14 protein-coding genes are annotated in these 13,959 nt (G+C 57.2%); 12 read left to right on the forward strand and 2 right to left on the reverse strand.

Going from position 1 to position 13,959, the window contains the following annotated elements; translation table 11 throughout:
* The first annotated feature begins 13 nt into the window (after positions 1 to 13).
* The 6 genes from ACR0J7_RS02650 to ACR0J7_RS02675 all read left to right on the forward strand — a co-directional run bounded on the left by ACR0J7_RS02650 (position 14) and on the right by ACR0J7_RS02675 (position 7,149).
* A complete protein-coding gene (locus tag ACR0J7_RS02650; RefSeq protein ID WP_480528352.1) occupies positions 14 to 1,201 on the forward strand; it encodes a CpaE/TadZ family protein in 1,188 nt (395 codons plus the stop codon).
* 12 nt (positions 1,202 to 1,213) lie between these two features.
* Positions 1,214 to 2,602, forward strand: a complete 1,389-nt coding sequence (locus tag ACR0J7_RS02655) for a TadA family conjugal transfer-associated ATPase (protein WP_480485453.1) — start codon at positions 1,214 to 1,216, stop codon at positions 2,600 to 2,602.
* A complete protein-coding gene (locus ACR0J7_RS02660) occupies positions 2,599 to 3,567 on the forward strand; it encodes a type II secretion system F family protein (RefSeq protein ID WP_480480649.1) in 969 nt (322 codons plus the stop codon). Before ACR0J7_RS02655 ends, ACR0J7_RS02660 begins: the two co-directional genes overlap by 4 nt.
* Before the next feature lie 13 nt (positions 3,568 to 3,580).
* Positions 3,581 to 4,573: a type II secretion system F family protein gene (locus ACR0J7_RS02665; protein WP_480538002.1), complete on the forward strand. Its 993-nt coding sequence runs from the start codon at positions 3,581 to 3,583 to the stop codon at positions 4,571 to 4,573.
* A 148-nt stretch (positions 4,574 to 4,721) separates the two neighbouring features.
* Positions 4,722 to 5,399, forward strand: coding sequence for an orotate phosphoribosyltransferase (locus ACR0J7_RS02670; RefSeq protein WP_480480645.1), 678 nt, complete (start codon positions 4,722 to 4,724; stop codon positions 5,397 to 5,399).
* 259 nt (positions 5,400 to 5,658) lie between these two features.
* Complete coding sequence (locus ACR0J7_RS02675; protein ID WP_267366870.1) at positions 5,659 to 7,149, forward strand: replicative DNA helicase; 1,491 nt, start codon at positions 5,659 to 5,661, stop codon at positions 7,147 to 7,149.
* Between the two features lie 157 nt (positions 7,150 to 7,306).
* On the opposite strand, the gene ACR0J7_RS02680 is transcribed toward ACR0J7_RS02675, so the two are convergent.
* Positions 7,307 to 7,846, reverse strand: a complete 540-nt coding sequence (locus ACR0J7_RS02680; protein WP_480913220.1) for a GNAT family N-acetyltransferase — start codon at positions 7,844 to 7,846, stop codon at positions 7,307 to 7,309.
* A gap of 240 nt (positions 7,847 to 8,086) precedes the next feature.
* On the opposite strand from ACR0J7_RS02680, the gene alr reads away from it, so the two are divergent.
* From alr to ACR0J7_RS02695, 3 genes are read left to right on the forward strand one after another with little or no spacing between them, the layout of a single operon-like run.
* On the forward strand, positions 8,087 to 9,121 hold the full coding sequence (alr, locus tag ACR0J7_RS02685; protein WP_480913222.1) for an alanine racemase: 1,035 nt from the start codon (positions 8,087 to 8,089) through the stop codon (positions 9,119 to 9,121).
* A complete protein-coding gene (locus ACR0J7_RS02690) occupies positions 9,118 to 9,900 on the forward strand; it encodes an MlaE family ABC transporter permease (RefSeq protein WP_480480639.1) in 783 nt (260 codons plus the stop codon). Before alr ends, ACR0J7_RS02690 begins: the two co-directional genes overlap by 4 nt.
* Positions 9,897 to 10,643: an ABC transporter ATP-binding protein gene (locus tag ACR0J7_RS02695; protein WP_480913224.1), complete on the forward strand. Its 747-nt coding sequence runs from the start codon at positions 9,897 to 9,899 to the stop codon at positions 10,641 to 10,643. The genes ACR0J7_RS02690 and ACR0J7_RS02695 overlap by 4 nt, the downstream gene beginning before the upstream one ends.
* Here the strand turns inward: ACR0J7_RS02695 and ACR0J7_RS02700 are convergent.
* On the reverse strand, positions 10,640 to 11,068 hold the full coding sequence (locus ACR0J7_RS02700) for an acyl-CoA thioesterase (protein WP_480913226.1): 429 nt from the start codon (positions 11,066 to 11,068) through the stop codon (positions 10,640 to 10,642). The genes ACR0J7_RS02695 and ACR0J7_RS02700 overlap by 4 nt on opposite strands.
* 104 nt (positions 11,069 to 11,172) lie before the next feature.
* Here ACR0J7_RS02700 and ACR0J7_RS02705 point away from each other — a divergent pair, with 104 nt between their 5' ends.
* The 3 genes from ACR0J7_RS02705 (at position 11,173) to ACR0J7_RS02715 (ending at position 13,684) form a co-directional block, all read left to right on the forward strand.
* Positions 11,173 to 11,622 (forward strand): paraquat-inducible protein A, encoded by a 450-nt coding sequence (locus ACR0J7_RS02705; RefSeq protein WP_480913228.1) that lies wholly within the window; start codon positions 11,173 to 11,175, stop codon positions 11,620 to 11,622.
* A 67-nt stretch (positions 11,623 to 11,689) separates the two neighbouring features.
* Complete coding sequence (radA, locus tag ACR0J7_RS02710) at positions 11,690 to 13,051, forward strand: DNA repair protein RadA (RefSeq protein ID WP_480772792.1); 1,362 nt, start codon at positions 11,690 to 11,692, stop codon at positions 13,049 to 13,051.
* A 39-nt stretch (positions 13,052 to 13,090) separates the two neighbouring features.
* Complete coding sequence (locus tag ACR0J7_RS02715; protein ID WP_267364181.1) at positions 13,091 to 13,684, forward strand: CvpA family protein; 594 nt, start codon at positions 13,091 to 13,093, stop codon at positions 13,682 to 13,684.
* Positions 13,685 to 13,959 lie beyond the last annotated feature (275 nt).

The following is a 13,959-nucleotide window of genomic DNA, read 5'->3' on the forward strand; positions in this document are numbered from 1 at the left end:
TTCACATTCTGTCATGCTTGTATCTGAAAGCGAAACCGTCGCTCAGGTGGTCGCCAATGCCTTTCCCGCCGGTCAAAATAATGAAATCTCAGAGAATGCGGGTTCTTTCAAAGCTTTGAACGGAACAGCACGCAATCTGGCATTCAAGCATGACCTGGTTATTTTCGAAATCGACCCCTGCGACGCGGGCGAGGTTCTGGCTGTCAAAGACCTGCTGACCCATCGACAAGACGACACCTTGTTTGTCGCGCTGACGCAGAATGACGTTTCGATCTCGGTCGCCCGCGAGTTGCGGAAAATCGGCATCGACGAGGTTCTGCCCCTGTCCATTGACGAGGATGGGCTGAAAGCCGCAGTAGCAGAAAAAATCTCTTCCCGATCACTTCCGCAAGGGTTCATTCGAAATGGCCCCTCTGCCCTTGGCACGGTGATCCCGGTTGCAAAATCCCGCGGTGGAATCGGAGCGTCAACGGTCGCAGTCAACCTTGCCTGCTCGCTGGTGGGCGGGAAAGGATCCTTCCTGAGGAAAAAGGCGAAAAACCGCGTCGCGCTTCTGGATTTTGATCTGCAATTCGGAAACGCGAACGTGTTTCTGGATCTTGAAGATAACGGGGGATGCCTCCAACTCATCGAAAATCAGGAAGAGCCGGATGATCATTTCCTGACGTCGATCCTTCAGAACCATACGCTCGGCATTGATGTGTTGTGCGCGCCCGCGCCGCTGGTTCCGCTTCAATCCATACGACCGGGCTTGATCGAGGGGATGCTCGACCTGCTTCAGCGCCGGTACGACTATGTTGTCATCGACCTGCCCTGTGCCGTTGTGGAATGGGTCGAACCCATCTTTAAACGCGCGAACCAACTTGCACTGGTTACTGACACCACGGTTCCGTGTGTTCGCCAGACCCGGCGCCTGATCGATTTCTATCGCGAGGCGAACGTGGCCCTGCCCGTCGAGGTTGTCGTGAACCGCGAACGGAAGACGCTGATCAAACCCGCACACGTTCGCGAGGCCGAAAAAGTGCTGGAAACGAAACTGAAGCACTGGCTGCCGGACAACCCCAAGATTGCGCGAAACGCGGTCGATCTGGGACGACCGATTGTGGACATGAAGCCGCATTCGGACCTTGGCAAGGCCCTGACGAAACTGGCTGCGTCCATGTCCGAAGGCACCCGGCCAGCCACACAAAAAACTGCATAATGGGAGATCGCCGTGTTTAACGAGTACAAATCACGCCGGGCCGCGTCCAAGTCGAACGTGTTGATTCTGGAACGGCCGATCGAGGTGCCAAAGTCCAAAGCAACACCAGAGCCGGTGGACGTTGACCTGCAAGCACATCTGGAGCTTAAAAGCCGCCTGCACAGTGAGCTTCTCGACCGTCTGAACCTGTCTGTGATCGACAAGGTCGAACGGTCCGAACTGAAACGTCAGATCGCCGCGCTGGTCACAGGGCTGATCGAGGCCGAACGCCTTCATTTACGGTCCGAGGCATTTACGGCCCTTGTTGATGAGCTCATTCACGAAGTGATGGGTCTGGGCCCGCTGGAACCCCTTTTGGAAGACCCGACCATCAACGACATTCTCGTCAACTCTTATGATCAGGTCTATGTGGAACGATTTGGCCTGCTGGAGCAATCCTCCGTGCGCTTTCGCGACGAACGCCATCTGCTTCGGATCATTGACAAGATCGTCAGCCGGGTCGGCCGCCGTATTGATGAATCCCAGCCATGGGTCGATGCGCGTCTGGAAGACGGAAGCCGGGTCAACGCGATTATCCGCCCGTGTTCAGTTGATGGGCCGGCGCTGTCGATCCGCAAATTCTCGCGCAATCCTCTGACCATCGACAAGTTGGTCCAGCGGGACAGCATGAACGAACAGGCAGCCAAGCTTCTGGCCGCGCTGGTCGAAGCCAGGCTGAACATTCTGATTTCTGGCGGCACCGGTTCGGGCAAGACAACAATGCTGAACGCCGTTTCATCCTATATCGACGGCAAGCAGCGTATCGTGACAATCGAAGATGCGGCCGAACTTCAGTTGCAGCAAAGCCATGTCGTCCGCTTGGAAACCCGTCCCCCCAACTCGGAAGGTCAAGGGGTGATTACGCAGCGGGATCTGGTGCGCAACGCGCTCAGGATGCGGCCTGACCGCATTATTGTCGGCGAGGTCCGTGGTGCCGAATGCTTTGACATGCTTCAGGCCATGAATACGGGGCATGACGGCTCCATGACGACCGTACATGCGAATTCGGCCCGCGATGCGCTCAGCCGGGTCGAACAGATGGTGACGATGCTGGGGGCGGACCTGCCCGTCAGAACCATCCGGTCTCAAATCGCCTCGGCCATTCAGATCGTCCTGCAACTCAGCCGTCTGAGCGACGGGACACGCAGGGTCGTCAGTATTTCCGAAATCACGGGCATGGAAGACGATACGATCACGATGCAGGACATCTTTGTCTTCAAGCGCCGTGGCAAGTCTGAAAACGGCGACGTTCTGGGAGAGTTCCTGCCAACCGGAATACGGCCAAAATGCTTCGACCAGCTGGTGGCGGCGGGTGTCGATGTGGACACCAACATGTTTATTCATGGGGTGACGACATCATGATTGACCTTCAGCCCAACATACTGAACATCCTGATCTATATTTCGATTTTTCTGGGTATTCTGCTTGCCTACGAAGGCGTTCACCAGCTTCTGGCGCGCAAGGAAACGCATGGCGAAGCCAGAAACCGCCGCATGAAACTGATCCAGAACGGGGCTTCGACGGATCAGGTGTTGCAGCTGCTTCGCGATCCCGCAATGCTGGCTGCTGGTGAAAAAGCCGGGCTGATTACGCGGTTTCGTCGTCTGCTTGTGCAAGCCGGTTTGGCGGTCAACCCGGTTTGGGTGGTTCTCGCCGTCTCCCTTCTGGTTTTGATGATCTTTTTCGGGGCCTCCCGGTTCCTTGCACCGGAACTGGCAGTCATTCTGAGCGCTGTGTTCGGCCTCATCGGCCCGGTTATCGTGCTGGTCGCCATGAAAGACGCCCGCGCGAAGAAACTGACGAAACAACTGCCAGACGCGTTAGACCTGATGGCCCGGGGGCTGAAGGTGGGGCATCCCGTTGCAGTGACGGTTGGAAACGTTGCCTCTGATCTGCCGGATCCGATCGGGTCAGAGTTTGGCATCATCAAAGACCAGATCAACTATGGTGATGACGTCGCGACCGCCTTTCACGACTTTGCGCACCGCGTCGGAACAGAGGATGCAAAATACCTTGCTGTAAGTATCGGCATTCAGCATGGAACTGGCGGCAACCTGTCCCGCGTTCTAAGCATTCTGTCCCAGACCATCCGGGACCGGCACACGATGCAAAAGAAGATCAAGGCAATTTCCGCCGAAGGTCGCCTGAGCAGCCTTATCCTCACGATTTTGCCGGTCATCATTTATCTTTCGATCGAGGTCTCCTCCCCAACATTTTACGGCGACGTACGCAGCGATCCGCTGTTTCCGTATTTCGCCCAGGTGATCATTGGCCTGACAATTGCCCAGGGTTTCATCCTGAAGCGGCTGGTTAAATTCAGATTCTAAGGGGAATTGGGATATGGATATATTTCAGGACATTCTAAACGATCCGCGCATCACACCGCAGTTGATCCTGTTGGTCGGAATTGCCCTTAGTGTTTTCTTTGTCGTCATGGGCCTTTCCGGATTTACGGCAAGTGAAAACACGGCAGCACGCCGTATGCGCGTTGGGTCGGTTTCACAAGGGCATGGGCAGGATTTTGACCTTATCCAGGGTGACAATAGCGACCCGCACGGGCTGCTGAAGGCCTTCGTCCCGTCGTCAAAACGCGAACGCTCCAGGATCGGGAAGCTGTTGAAACAGGCCGGGATTCGGCAAAAGCACGCCATTCGCACCTATTATACCTTTCGGGTCGTCCTAGGATTTGTGTTGCCTGCCGCGTTCGTCGCAACCATGGCATTGCCGATCGAAACGCAAGTTCAGTTAGGGATCGCCGACCTTTTGCAGGGTGTTACCTGGATAAACACAATGCAGATCGTGACGGCACTGATGGTCCTGGGCTTTTATGGCCCGGCACTGTGGTTGCGGCGCCGCATAAAGAAACGCCGCCAGGCCATCGAACACAGCCTGCCTAACGCGCTTGACCTGCTGCAAGTCGCTATCGAGGCCGGGCTGGGCTTTGACGCGGCGATGATCCGGGTCTCGCATGAAATGGCCAAGGCAGCTCCGGAAATCTCGCAGGAGTTTTCGGTTCTTCAACTGGAGTTGCAGGCAGGCAAAGAACGTCAGGCCGCCTTTCTGGACATGGCGAACCGGGTCGGTATCGACGAGATGAACTCGTTCGCGAACGCCTTTTTGCAATCCAACCAGTACGGAACCAGCATATCCGCATCGTTACGCCGCTTCGCCACTGACATGCGGCTTGACCGAGAACTTCGCGCCCAGGAAAAGGCAAACCGTCTGCCTGTGCAGATGTCTGCCGTGATGGCCATGTGCATGATGCCTGTCCTATTGCTGATTTGTCTGGCACCAATGCTGATCAGGTGGGTCAACATGTTCGGGCAAGGGTAACGCAGCGACAATGGTGTTCGCATAGCTGACTACCCGGAAACAGCGGACCTTAGGGGGGTCCGCTTTTCTTTTGTTCCAACAGCTCTCGACTCCGGGCCAAGGGTCGGGCTATCAGCCCGAAACATCATTTCATCGCCGAGGTCCCGCCATGATCCCCAGTTCTTTTCCCGACAGCACTGAAATCGCTCGCCTGACGGCCCGGATGCTGCTGGAGATCAAGGCCGTCCACTTCAACGCGCGCGAGCCGTTCACGCTGGCAAGTGGCCTTCCCAGCCCGACCTATATCGATTGCCGCAAGCTGATCTCCTACCCGCGCATTCGTTCCACGCTGATGGATTTTCTGACCGTTACGGTGATGCGGGACGCAGGTTTTGAAGCCTTTGACAACATTGCGGGCGGCGAAACTGCGGGCATCCCCTTTGCCGCGATGGTGGCCGAACGTATGGCATTGCCGATGACCTACGTGCGCAAAAAACCCAAAGGGTACGGGCGCAACGCCCGTATTGAAGGCGCAATGAGCGAAAGTGAACGTGTGCTGCTGGTCGAGGACCTGACCACCGATGGCGGTTCGAAACTGTCCTTCGTCGATGCAATTCGCGAAACTGGTGCCACCTGCGGGCATACGGCTGTGATCTTCTACTACGGCATCTTCCCCGAAACCGAGAAGACGCTGGGCGACCATGGTGTAAAGCTGCATCACCTTTGCACGTGGTGGGATGTTCTGGCCGAGGCCAAGGCGCAAAAAGCCTTTGATCAGGAAACACTTGACGGGGTCGAGGCGTTTCTGAACGATCCGCGAGGCTGGCAGGACGCGCGAAAATCGTGATTTTCAGCCTGTGGATGGCTTGGGGATAGTTGATTTTCGAATCGCATCAAAGCGCGCCTATCTTGTCAAGATATCCAGCCAACACACCAAATGTTGCGATAACGCTGCGCCCGTGTAAAACTGGTGCTAAGTTATCCCCATTGAGGTGGGCAGTTATCCCAAGGCGGGGGGCAGTTATACCAACTTACCCCCATTCATTTGCAGATAGCTTGAACCGGGGCGTGGCGTGTAGAACCTCGGAACGGGCAGCGGGGACATGATGAACGAGATCAGCAGTATCGAGCAGGCAGCGGCGCATATTCAGAACGCCGAAACCATGCCGCATTCCATTGAGGCTGAACAGCAGCTTCTGGGTGCAATTTTGACGAATAACGACCTTTACGACCGGGTCGCTTCGATCATTGGGTCCGAGCATTTCTATGACCCGGTTCATGCCCGCATTTATGAGGTCGCGGCCGCACGCATTGCAAAGAACGCGCTGGCCTCGCCTGTGACGTTGAAATCCTTCATGGCCGAGGATGAGGGCCTGAAGGAATTGGGCGGGCCCGCTTATCTGGTCAAACTGGCCGGCGCGTCGATCAGTGCCTTTGCGGTACATGACTACGCCCAGATGATATATGACCTCGCCATCCGGCGCGAGTTGATCCGCTTGGGCCGCGACATTTCCGACAAGGCCGCGCGGGTCGATGTAGCCAGCGAACCGAAAGAACAAATCGTCGAGGCCGAACAACAGCTTTATCAGCTTTCCGAGCAGGGCCAGACCGAACAGGGGTTCCAGTCCTTCCTCAAGGCGGTCACAGAAGCCGTCAATGTCACCAACGAAGCCTACCAGCGCGGTGGCGGCATGGCTGGGATCTCGACCGGTCTGGTCGATCTCGACAAACAACTGGGTGGTCTTCACCCCTCGGACCTGATCATTCTCGCAGGTCGTCCGTCGATGGGGAAAACCTCGCTGGCGACCAACGTGGCCTTCAACGTGGCCAAAGCATACAAACGCGGTCTGAAACCGGATGGTTCCGAAGGCGCAATTGACGGCGGGGTCGTCGGCTTTTTCTCACTTGAGATGAGCGCTGAACAGCTGGCCGGGCGCGTTTTGGCCGAGGCGTCCGAAATCTCTAGCCACAAGATCCGTCAGGGCGACATGACCGAGGCCGAATTCCGCCGTTTCGTGGATGCGGCCAAAGAACTTGAAGCCTGCCCGCTTTTTATCGACGACACGCCCGCCCTTCCGATTTCTCAGCTTGCCGCACGCGCGCGACGGTTGAAACGCACACATGGGCTGGACCTGCTGGTGATCGACTATCTGCAACTGTGCCGCGGCATGTCCGACAACCGGGTTAACGAGATTGCCGAGATTTCAATGGGCATGAAAGCAATCGCCAAAGAACTGAACATTCCGGTGATTGCCCTGTCGCAGCTTTCCCGCCAGGTCGAAAACCGCGACGACAAACGTCCGCAGCTGTCAGACCTGCGTGAATCAGGATCGATCGAACAGGACGCCGATGTTGTGATGTTCGTATTCCGCGAGGAATACTACAAAGAACGTGAAAAACCCGGCGATCACGAGCTTGAGAAGATGGAAGAATGGAAACAGGCCATGGAACGCCTGCACGGCAAGGCCGAGATTATCGTTGGCAAACAGCGCCACGGTCCTATCGGCACGGTCGAGCTATCGTTCGAGGCGCAATTCACCCGGTTCGGTAATCTTGTCAAACCCTGGCAGCAGGGTGGTGAAATCGAAGGTTATTGATCGCGAAAAGGACAGCCTTACTTGGGTTTTCCTGACCTTCTTTTGATTGTTGGCAAAGCAAAAAAGGTTCTGTGAACCTTTCGCACGATTCAGGATCTGATGCGCGAACCAAGAATAAGTTCTGCCCGCCTATTCACTGACAGTTTGAACCTTGCACTCACCAAAGCGTCGGATTGTTCAACGCGGAAACACATTGCGACGGGCCGCTGAGTGGCGCAAGTGCCTGACCATCCAGCGACTGCCCCAGCCAGCCATGCGGATGGCTCAGCTTTAGCGGCGGTTGTGCAGTGGCCTCAGAAATCTGTTCAAAACCTGTTTTTCGATAGTAAGCGGGATCACCATAGGTGAGCGCCACGTTCACGCCTGATGCCCGCAGGCAATCCAGACCATAGGCAATCAAAGCCTGCCCAATCCCGGCTTTTTGCCTGTCTGTTCTGACAGCCATAGGCGACAGGATAAAAACCCGGCGCGCGTCCTGTGGAAACAGCAATCGGGAAAAGATGGCGCAGCCAAACGGCACCTGATCGTGACGCGCGGTGCACACCATCAATTCCTGTGGTGGGGTGGTATCGATCATCTCTTGAACAAAAGCTTCGATAACCGCCCCCTCGTCCGGGCCTTCCGACGCCGAAAACACATCTGCGAAAAACCGGGCTGTTTCGAACGGGTCTGGCGTTTGATCGATATAAAAATCCATGATTTCCTCGGGATATGCCGCCGCACCGATTTTTGCCGCGATGGGACGATCTTGTTCACAAGATCACTTTAACACCTATGTGAAGACAATCCCGAAAACGGCTTAACACAGCAGTAAGTCGCCAAAATGTCTGCTTTTTTGGGTGTTTTCCGCCGTACCTTTCGTTTGATGGGCGCAATCTGTCGCGGAAAAAGCCCTTTCCCTCTTGACCTTGGACGGCGCAATGTCATGAACAGTCCCATGAGTACTGCACGTTTGACGATCAATCTTCAGGCCCTCGCCAGAAACTGGCGGACACTCGACGCGAAGACCGGGGTCGAAACCGGTGCCGTTGTCAAGGCAGATGCCTATGGGCTGGGCGCAGGACCTGTCAGCGACACGTTGGTAGAAGAAGGTGTTCGCAAGTTTTTCGTGGCTGCTGCAGAAGAAGGCACAACCGTTCGCGAGGCCGTTGGCCCCGGCCCGATGATTTTCGTTTTTTCGGGACATATGGAAGGCGATGCCGATCTGCTGCGCGGCAACAACCTGATACCGCTGATCAACTCGCCAGAACAGTTTCTACGCCATACAGAGACCCTGCCCGACCACCCGTTTGGTATCCAACTGGACAGTGGTATGAACCGGCTTGGTCTTGAACCTGCTGACTGGGCTGAGTTGCGTTCCAAGGCCGAAGCCTTGAACCCGGCACTCATCATGTCTCATCTGGCCTGCTCGGACGAGCCGGAACACCCGATGAACCAGCAACAACTGAAAACCTTCCGCGAGATGACTGATGGGGTCGCTGCGCCGCGCTCCCTGGCAGCGACGGGCGGGATGCTTTTGGGGCCTGAGTTTCATTTTGACTTCTGTCGCCCGGGTATTGGTCTTTATGGCGGAATGCCCTTTGCCGGTGCAAAGCCTGTCGTAACCGTTGACCTTCCTGTCATTCAGGTGCGCAAGTTGGCTGTCGGCGAGACCGTGGGTTATGGAAACACCTGGGTGGCGCGTCGGCCGTCCCGGATCGCCACCGTTGCTGCCGGCTATGCAGATGGCCTGCATCGCGCCATTGGCGGCGGCATCGACACATTTGCGGGCGACCAACCCTGCCCGGTTGTTGGACGTATCTCAATGGACCTGATCACCGTGGACGTCACGGACCTGCCGAAAGACCCGGAGCGCCTGCGCATTCTCAACGGTCATCAAACCGTTGATGATCTGGCCGAGGCTGCTGGTACAATTGGCTATGAAATCCTGACATCAATGGGCAATCGCTATTCGCGGGGCTACGTGGAATGAACCCAATCAGCGCGCTGGGGGGGCTGGGCCGCACCGTGCTGGGCCTGCTTGCGGCCTTTGGCCGGGTGGCCCTGTTTGCGCTTGATGCAGCGTCGCACATCCTGCGCCCACCCTTCTATCCGCGCGAATTCGGGATGGCCCTGCTGAATATCGGCTGGCTGTCCCTGCCCGTCGTCGGCCTGACCGCCATTTTCACCGGCGGCGCGCTGGCCTTGCAAATCTATGCGGGCGGTGCGCGGTTCAACGCCGAAGCCGTCGTGCCCCAGATCGTCGCCATCGGCATGGTGCGAGAGCTTGGCCCGGTGCTGGTCGGCCTGATGATCGCCGCGCGCGTGACCTCGTCCATCGCGGCCGAGATCGCCACGATGAAAGTGACCGAGCAAATCGACGCTCTGGTCACGCTGTCGACCCACCCAATGAAGTATCTTACTGCTCCGCGTGTGCTAGCCGCCCTGATCACCGTACCTGCGCTGGTCGCGGTGGGTGACGTTATCGGGATTGCGGGCGGGTACACTGTCGCCACGCAGAACCTGGGCTTCAACCCGGCGGCCTATCTGAAAAACACCGTCGATTTCCTCGAGATGCGCGACATTGTATCGTCTCTGGTCAAGGGCGCAGCCTTTGGTGTGATCGCGGCTATCATGGGCTGCTATTACGGCATGAACTCGGGCCGCGGCGCACAGGGCGTCGGCCGCGCAACCAAAGGCTCGGTCGAAGCCGCAGCTGTGTTGATCCTCGCCGCAAACTTTGTTCTCACAGGGGTGTTCTTCTCGCTATGATCCGGATGGAGAACGTACATAAAGCCTTTGGCGACAACCGTGTGTTGCAAGGCATGAACCTTGAGATTCCCAAAGGCACCTCAATGGTGATCATTGGCGGCTCGGGCACCGGCAAGTCGGTGGCATTGAAGTGCATTCTGGGCTTGATCCACCCTGACAGTGGCGTGATCTACGTGGACGGCAAAGATGCACAATCCGGTGACAGGGATGCGTTTCTGGCCAGGTTTGGAATGTTGTTTCAGGGCGGTGCGCTGTTCGACTCGCTGACCGTCTGGCAGAACGTCGCCTTTCGCCTGCTGCGTGGATCCCTGAAACGTCCAACCGAGGAAGCGCGCGAGATCGCCATCGAAAAACTGCGCCGCGTGGGCCTGAAATCCGACGTGGCGGACCGTTTTCCGGCAGAACTGTCAGGTGGCATGCAAAAACGCGTGGGCCTTGCCCGCGCCATCGCCGCCGAGCCTGAGATTATCTTTTTTGACGAACCCACCACCGGCCTCGACCCGATCATGTCCGGCGTCATCAACGACCTGATCCGCGAAATCGTGACCGAGATGGGCGCCACCGCGATGACCATCACCCACGACATGAGCTCGGTCCGCGCGATTGCCGACAACGTGGCCATGCTGCACGGAGGTGTGATCCAGTGGACCGGCCCTGTCAACCAGATGGATGCCTCGGGTGATCCCTATGTGGAGCAGTTCATCAGTGGGAGCGCTGTGGGGCCGATTGAGGCGGTGCGCTAATCCTCCTCACTCACTAGCCAGTTTTTCGCGCTTGCGACAACCTCATCTGGAAGCAATTCGGCTTTTCGAGTTTCGAGATTTAACAAGACGCATTTGAACACTGTTGAGAATACAGTTTTTCTGTCGGCAGAGCGCAGCAATCTGTGTCGGAAGGTGACCGACTTTCCGCCTATTTCTAGTACCTCACTCTCCATCTGAATTGCCTCCCCCGCTCGAAGTTCGGTGAGGAAACTACTCTCCGCATGTACGACCGCAAATGAGAGCTTCCGTCCCGAACGCATATCGTCTGCGTTCAGTCCCATCTCCGATTGGATAGCAAACACCGAATCTGAGCAAGCCGCAAAGTATCGCGAGACATTCATATGCCCCAGAAAATCGCAATCCGAAGGATCAACAACTGACTTGAAAGCCACAAAAGCTGGCATTTGACTTCTCCCCACTGACAAAAACGAGTTTGAATTCTTGAATTAAGCTAACACATAACTGAAACGCGTCGCCCGATTGGCGGCGGAACACCTAAAAAGTAAATATGACCCTCCGCCTCGCCACCCTCTCCCTCCTGATCCTCTACCCCATCGCGTGGTTCGCCCCGCTGATGCGCGCAGGGTTCCTGCCGATCTTTGGCCTCAGCGAAATCAGCGTCATCACCGGGCTGCAATCCTTGTGGAAATCCGACGTCATCCTTGCTCTGATTGTCACCGTCTTTGCCCTTTTCGCGCCTTACATCAAAACCATCGGCACCGCCCTGATCCAATGGAACCTGCTGGATGCCCGTGTGCAGCCCGCGCTCAACATCCTTGGCAAGCTGGCTATGGCGGATATCTTCCTGATCGCGCTTTACATCACGCTGGCCAAGGGCATCTCTTACGCCACTGTTGAAACCGCATGGGGTCTTTACCTGTTCACCGCCTGCATCCTTGCCTCCATCGCTTTGGGCATTCTCACCGAACGCCACTGCAAAACCATCGCTCGGACATAGGGCGCTGACGACGAGGAAAGCCCAGCAAGGACTTGAAGAACCATCCGTCCTCGGGCACCAAGACGTCATGGCAAAACCAACCTTCTCCTGCTCCGCCTGCGGCGCATCCCATTCTCGCTGGTCGGGCCGCTGCGACGGGTGCGGCGAGTGGAACTCGATCATCCAGGACGTACCTCTGTCGGCAGGCCCAGCCAAGAAATCGCTGGGCTCGAAACGCGGACGGTCGATGACGCTCACCGACCTGTCGACCGAGGAAACCCCGCCACCCCGCACACTCTGCGGAGTGGAAGAGCTGGACCGGGTGCTTGGCGGCGGGCTTGTTCCCGCATCTGCCCTGTTGGTGGGCGGCGACCCCGGCATCGGTAAATCCACCCTGCTGCTGCAAGCGGCCGCCCGCTTTGCCCGTGCTGGCGTCAAGACGATCTATGTCTCGGGTGAAGAAGCCAGTGCGCAGGTTCGCATGCGGGCGCGCCGCCTTGGGCTGGAGAATGCACCGGTGCAACTTGCTGCCGAAACCAACCTGCGCGACATTCTCACCACGCTTGAAGCCGAGAAACCCGGTCTGGCGATCATCGACTCGATCCAGACCATGTGGGCGGACAATGTCGACAGCGCGCCGGGGTCCGTGTCGCAAGTCCGGGCGGCTGCTCATGAATTGACCGCCTTTGCGAAACGGCATGGTGTGTCGATCATCATGGTCGGGCACGTCACCAAGGAAGGCCAGATCGCAGGGCCCCGTGTAGTCGAACACATGGTTGATACGGTGCTGTATTTCGAGGGCGAGCGCGGCCATCAGTTTCGTATTCTGCGGGCGGTCAAGAACCGCTTTGGTCCCGCCGACGAAATTGGCGTATTCGAGATGACAGGCAAAGGGCTGGCGCAGGTCACCAACCCCTCGGCCTTGTTCCTGTCGGAACGAGGTAAGCCCAGCCCTGGCTCTGCCGTCTTTGCCGGGATTGAGGGCACACGGCCGGTTCTGGTCGAATTGCAGGCCCTTGTTGCCCCGTCCCCCCATTCACAGCCGCGCCGGACAGTGGTGGGATGGGACAGCGGGCGGCTGGCGATGATCCTTGCCGTTCTCGAAGCGCGTTGCGGCATTCCCTTTGCGGGTCTCGACGTCTATCTGAACGTGGCCGGTGGATTGAAAGTCAGTGAACCCGCCGCCGATCTGGCCGTTGCCGCTGCATTGCTGAGCGCGCGCGAGGACACAGCCCTGCCCTCAGACACCGTCGTTTTCGGGGAAATCTCGCTATCCGGCGCACTTAGACCGGCTCCGCAGACAGAAAACAGGTTGAAAGAAGCACAAAAACTTGGTTTCACAGCGGCAATAGCTCCGGCAGGTGGCAAAACCGGTACTGTGGCAGGTCTGACACTCACCCGGCCCTCTGATTTGGTAGGGTTTGTTGGCGAAACCTTCGGAGCAGGTTAAAGTCCCGCCTTGAGGGGCAGAAAAGAACAGGCGAGGGCCATGGAAGGTTTTACAATAATCGACGGGGTGGTTGCCCTGATCATCGTGCTGTCAGGCTTGCTGGCCTATTCGCGCGGTTTTATGCGCGAAGTTCTGGCCATCGCGGGTTGGGTCGCAGCGGCCGTTCTGGCGTTCATCTTCGCCCCGCAGGCGGTACCTCTGGTCAAGGAAATCCCGGTCGTCGGAGATTTCCTGCGTGACAGCTGCGAACTGTCTGTGATCACCGGGTTTGCGGCAGTCTTTGCGGTGGCGCTGATCGTGGTCAGTATCTTCACACCGCTGTTTTCATCGCTGGTTCAGCGCTCGGCCCTTGGCGGCCTGGACCAGGCTCTGGGGCTGTTCTTCGGCATCGCTCGTGGCATTCTTCTGGTTGCGATCGCATTCTTCGTTTACGACACCGTCATGACCGGCCAGTCTTACACAATTGTTGATGAAAGCCGGTCGGCCAAGGTGTTTGAACAGTTCAGCGGCCAGATTGAGGAACAAAACCCCGAGGCAGCTCTGGGGTGGGTTACGACTCAGTATGAACAGCTGGTCGCCAGTTGCACGGCAGGAAACGCTGAACCGGCAACAACTGCGCCTTCCAACGGCTGATAGAGGCAGATCACCAATTCATGAAAGCCCGGCCCTGCCGGGCTTTTTTGTTGCAGATCAGACAAACCCCTCGCCACCGCACACGGTGCAGCGGATTGTTTTCAAGCCAAAGCATCCGTCACATCGACTGAAAATCGGTTTTCCAAAGATATCTCTGCTTTTGGCGATCTCACCCGCTCCGTTACAGATCTGGCACGACGCGCGCCCCAATCCTCGGCACCGATGGCACCGCTGCCTGATCCGTTCCTGGTTCTTGTGAGGAGGTTTATGCTGCC

It is taken from the genome of Ruegeria sp. O4, assembly GCF_056535125.1.

Bases quoted from the DNA above. Each gene is read 5' to 3' on its own strand.
- ACR0J7_RS02670 (WP_480480645.1), top strand. From the start codon at position 4,722: ATGATCCCCAGTTCTTTTCCCGACAGCACTGAAATCGCTCGCCTGACG.
- alr (WP_480913222.1), top strand. From the start codon at position 8,087: ATGAGTACTGCACGTTTGACGATCAATCTTCAGGCCCTCGCCAGAAAC.
- radA (WP_480772792.1), top strand. From the start codon at position 11,690: ATGGCAAAACCAACCTTCTCCTGCTCCGCCTGCGGCGCATCCCATTCT.
- ACR0J7_RS02660 (WP_480480649.1), top strand. From the start codon at position 2,599: ATGATTGACCTTCAGCCCAACATACTGAACATCCTGATCTATATTTCG.
- ACR0J7_RS02715 (WP_267364181.1), top strand. From the start codon at position 13,091: ATGGAAGGTTTTACAATAATCGACGGGGTGGTTGCCCTGATCATCGTG.
- ACR0J7_RS02705 (WP_480913228.1), top strand. From the start codon at position 11,173: ATGACCCTCCGCCTCGCCACCCTCTCCCTCCTGATCCTCTACCCCATC.
- ACR0J7_RS02680 (WP_480913220.1), bottom strand. From the start codon at position 7,846: ATGGATTTTTATATCGATCAAACGCCAGACCCGTTCGAAACAGCCCGG.
- ACR0J7_RS02675 (WP_267366870.1), top strand. From the start codon at position 5,659: ATGAACGAGATCAGCAGTATCGAGCAGGCAGCGGCGCATATTCAGAAC.
- ACR0J7_RS02690 (WP_480480639.1), top strand. From the start codon at position 9,118: ATGAACCCAATCAGCGCGCTGGGGGGGCTGGGCCGCACCGTGCTGGGC.
- ACR0J7_RS02665 (WP_480538002.1), top strand. From the start codon at position 3,581: ATGGATATATTTCAGGACATTCTAAACGATCCGCGCATCACACCGCAG.
- ACR0J7_RS02700 (WP_480913226.1), bottom strand. From the start codon at position 11,068: ATGCCAGCTTTTGTGGCTTTCAAGTCAGTTGTTGATCCTTCGGATTGC.
- ACR0J7_RS02695 (WP_480913224.1), top strand. From the start codon at position 9,897: ATGATCCGGATGGAGAACGTACATAAAGCCTTTGGCGACAACCGTGTG.
- ACR0J7_RS02650 (WP_480528352.1), top strand. From the start codon at position 14: ATGCTTGTATCTGAAAGCGAAACCGTCGCTCAGGTGGTCGCCAATGCC.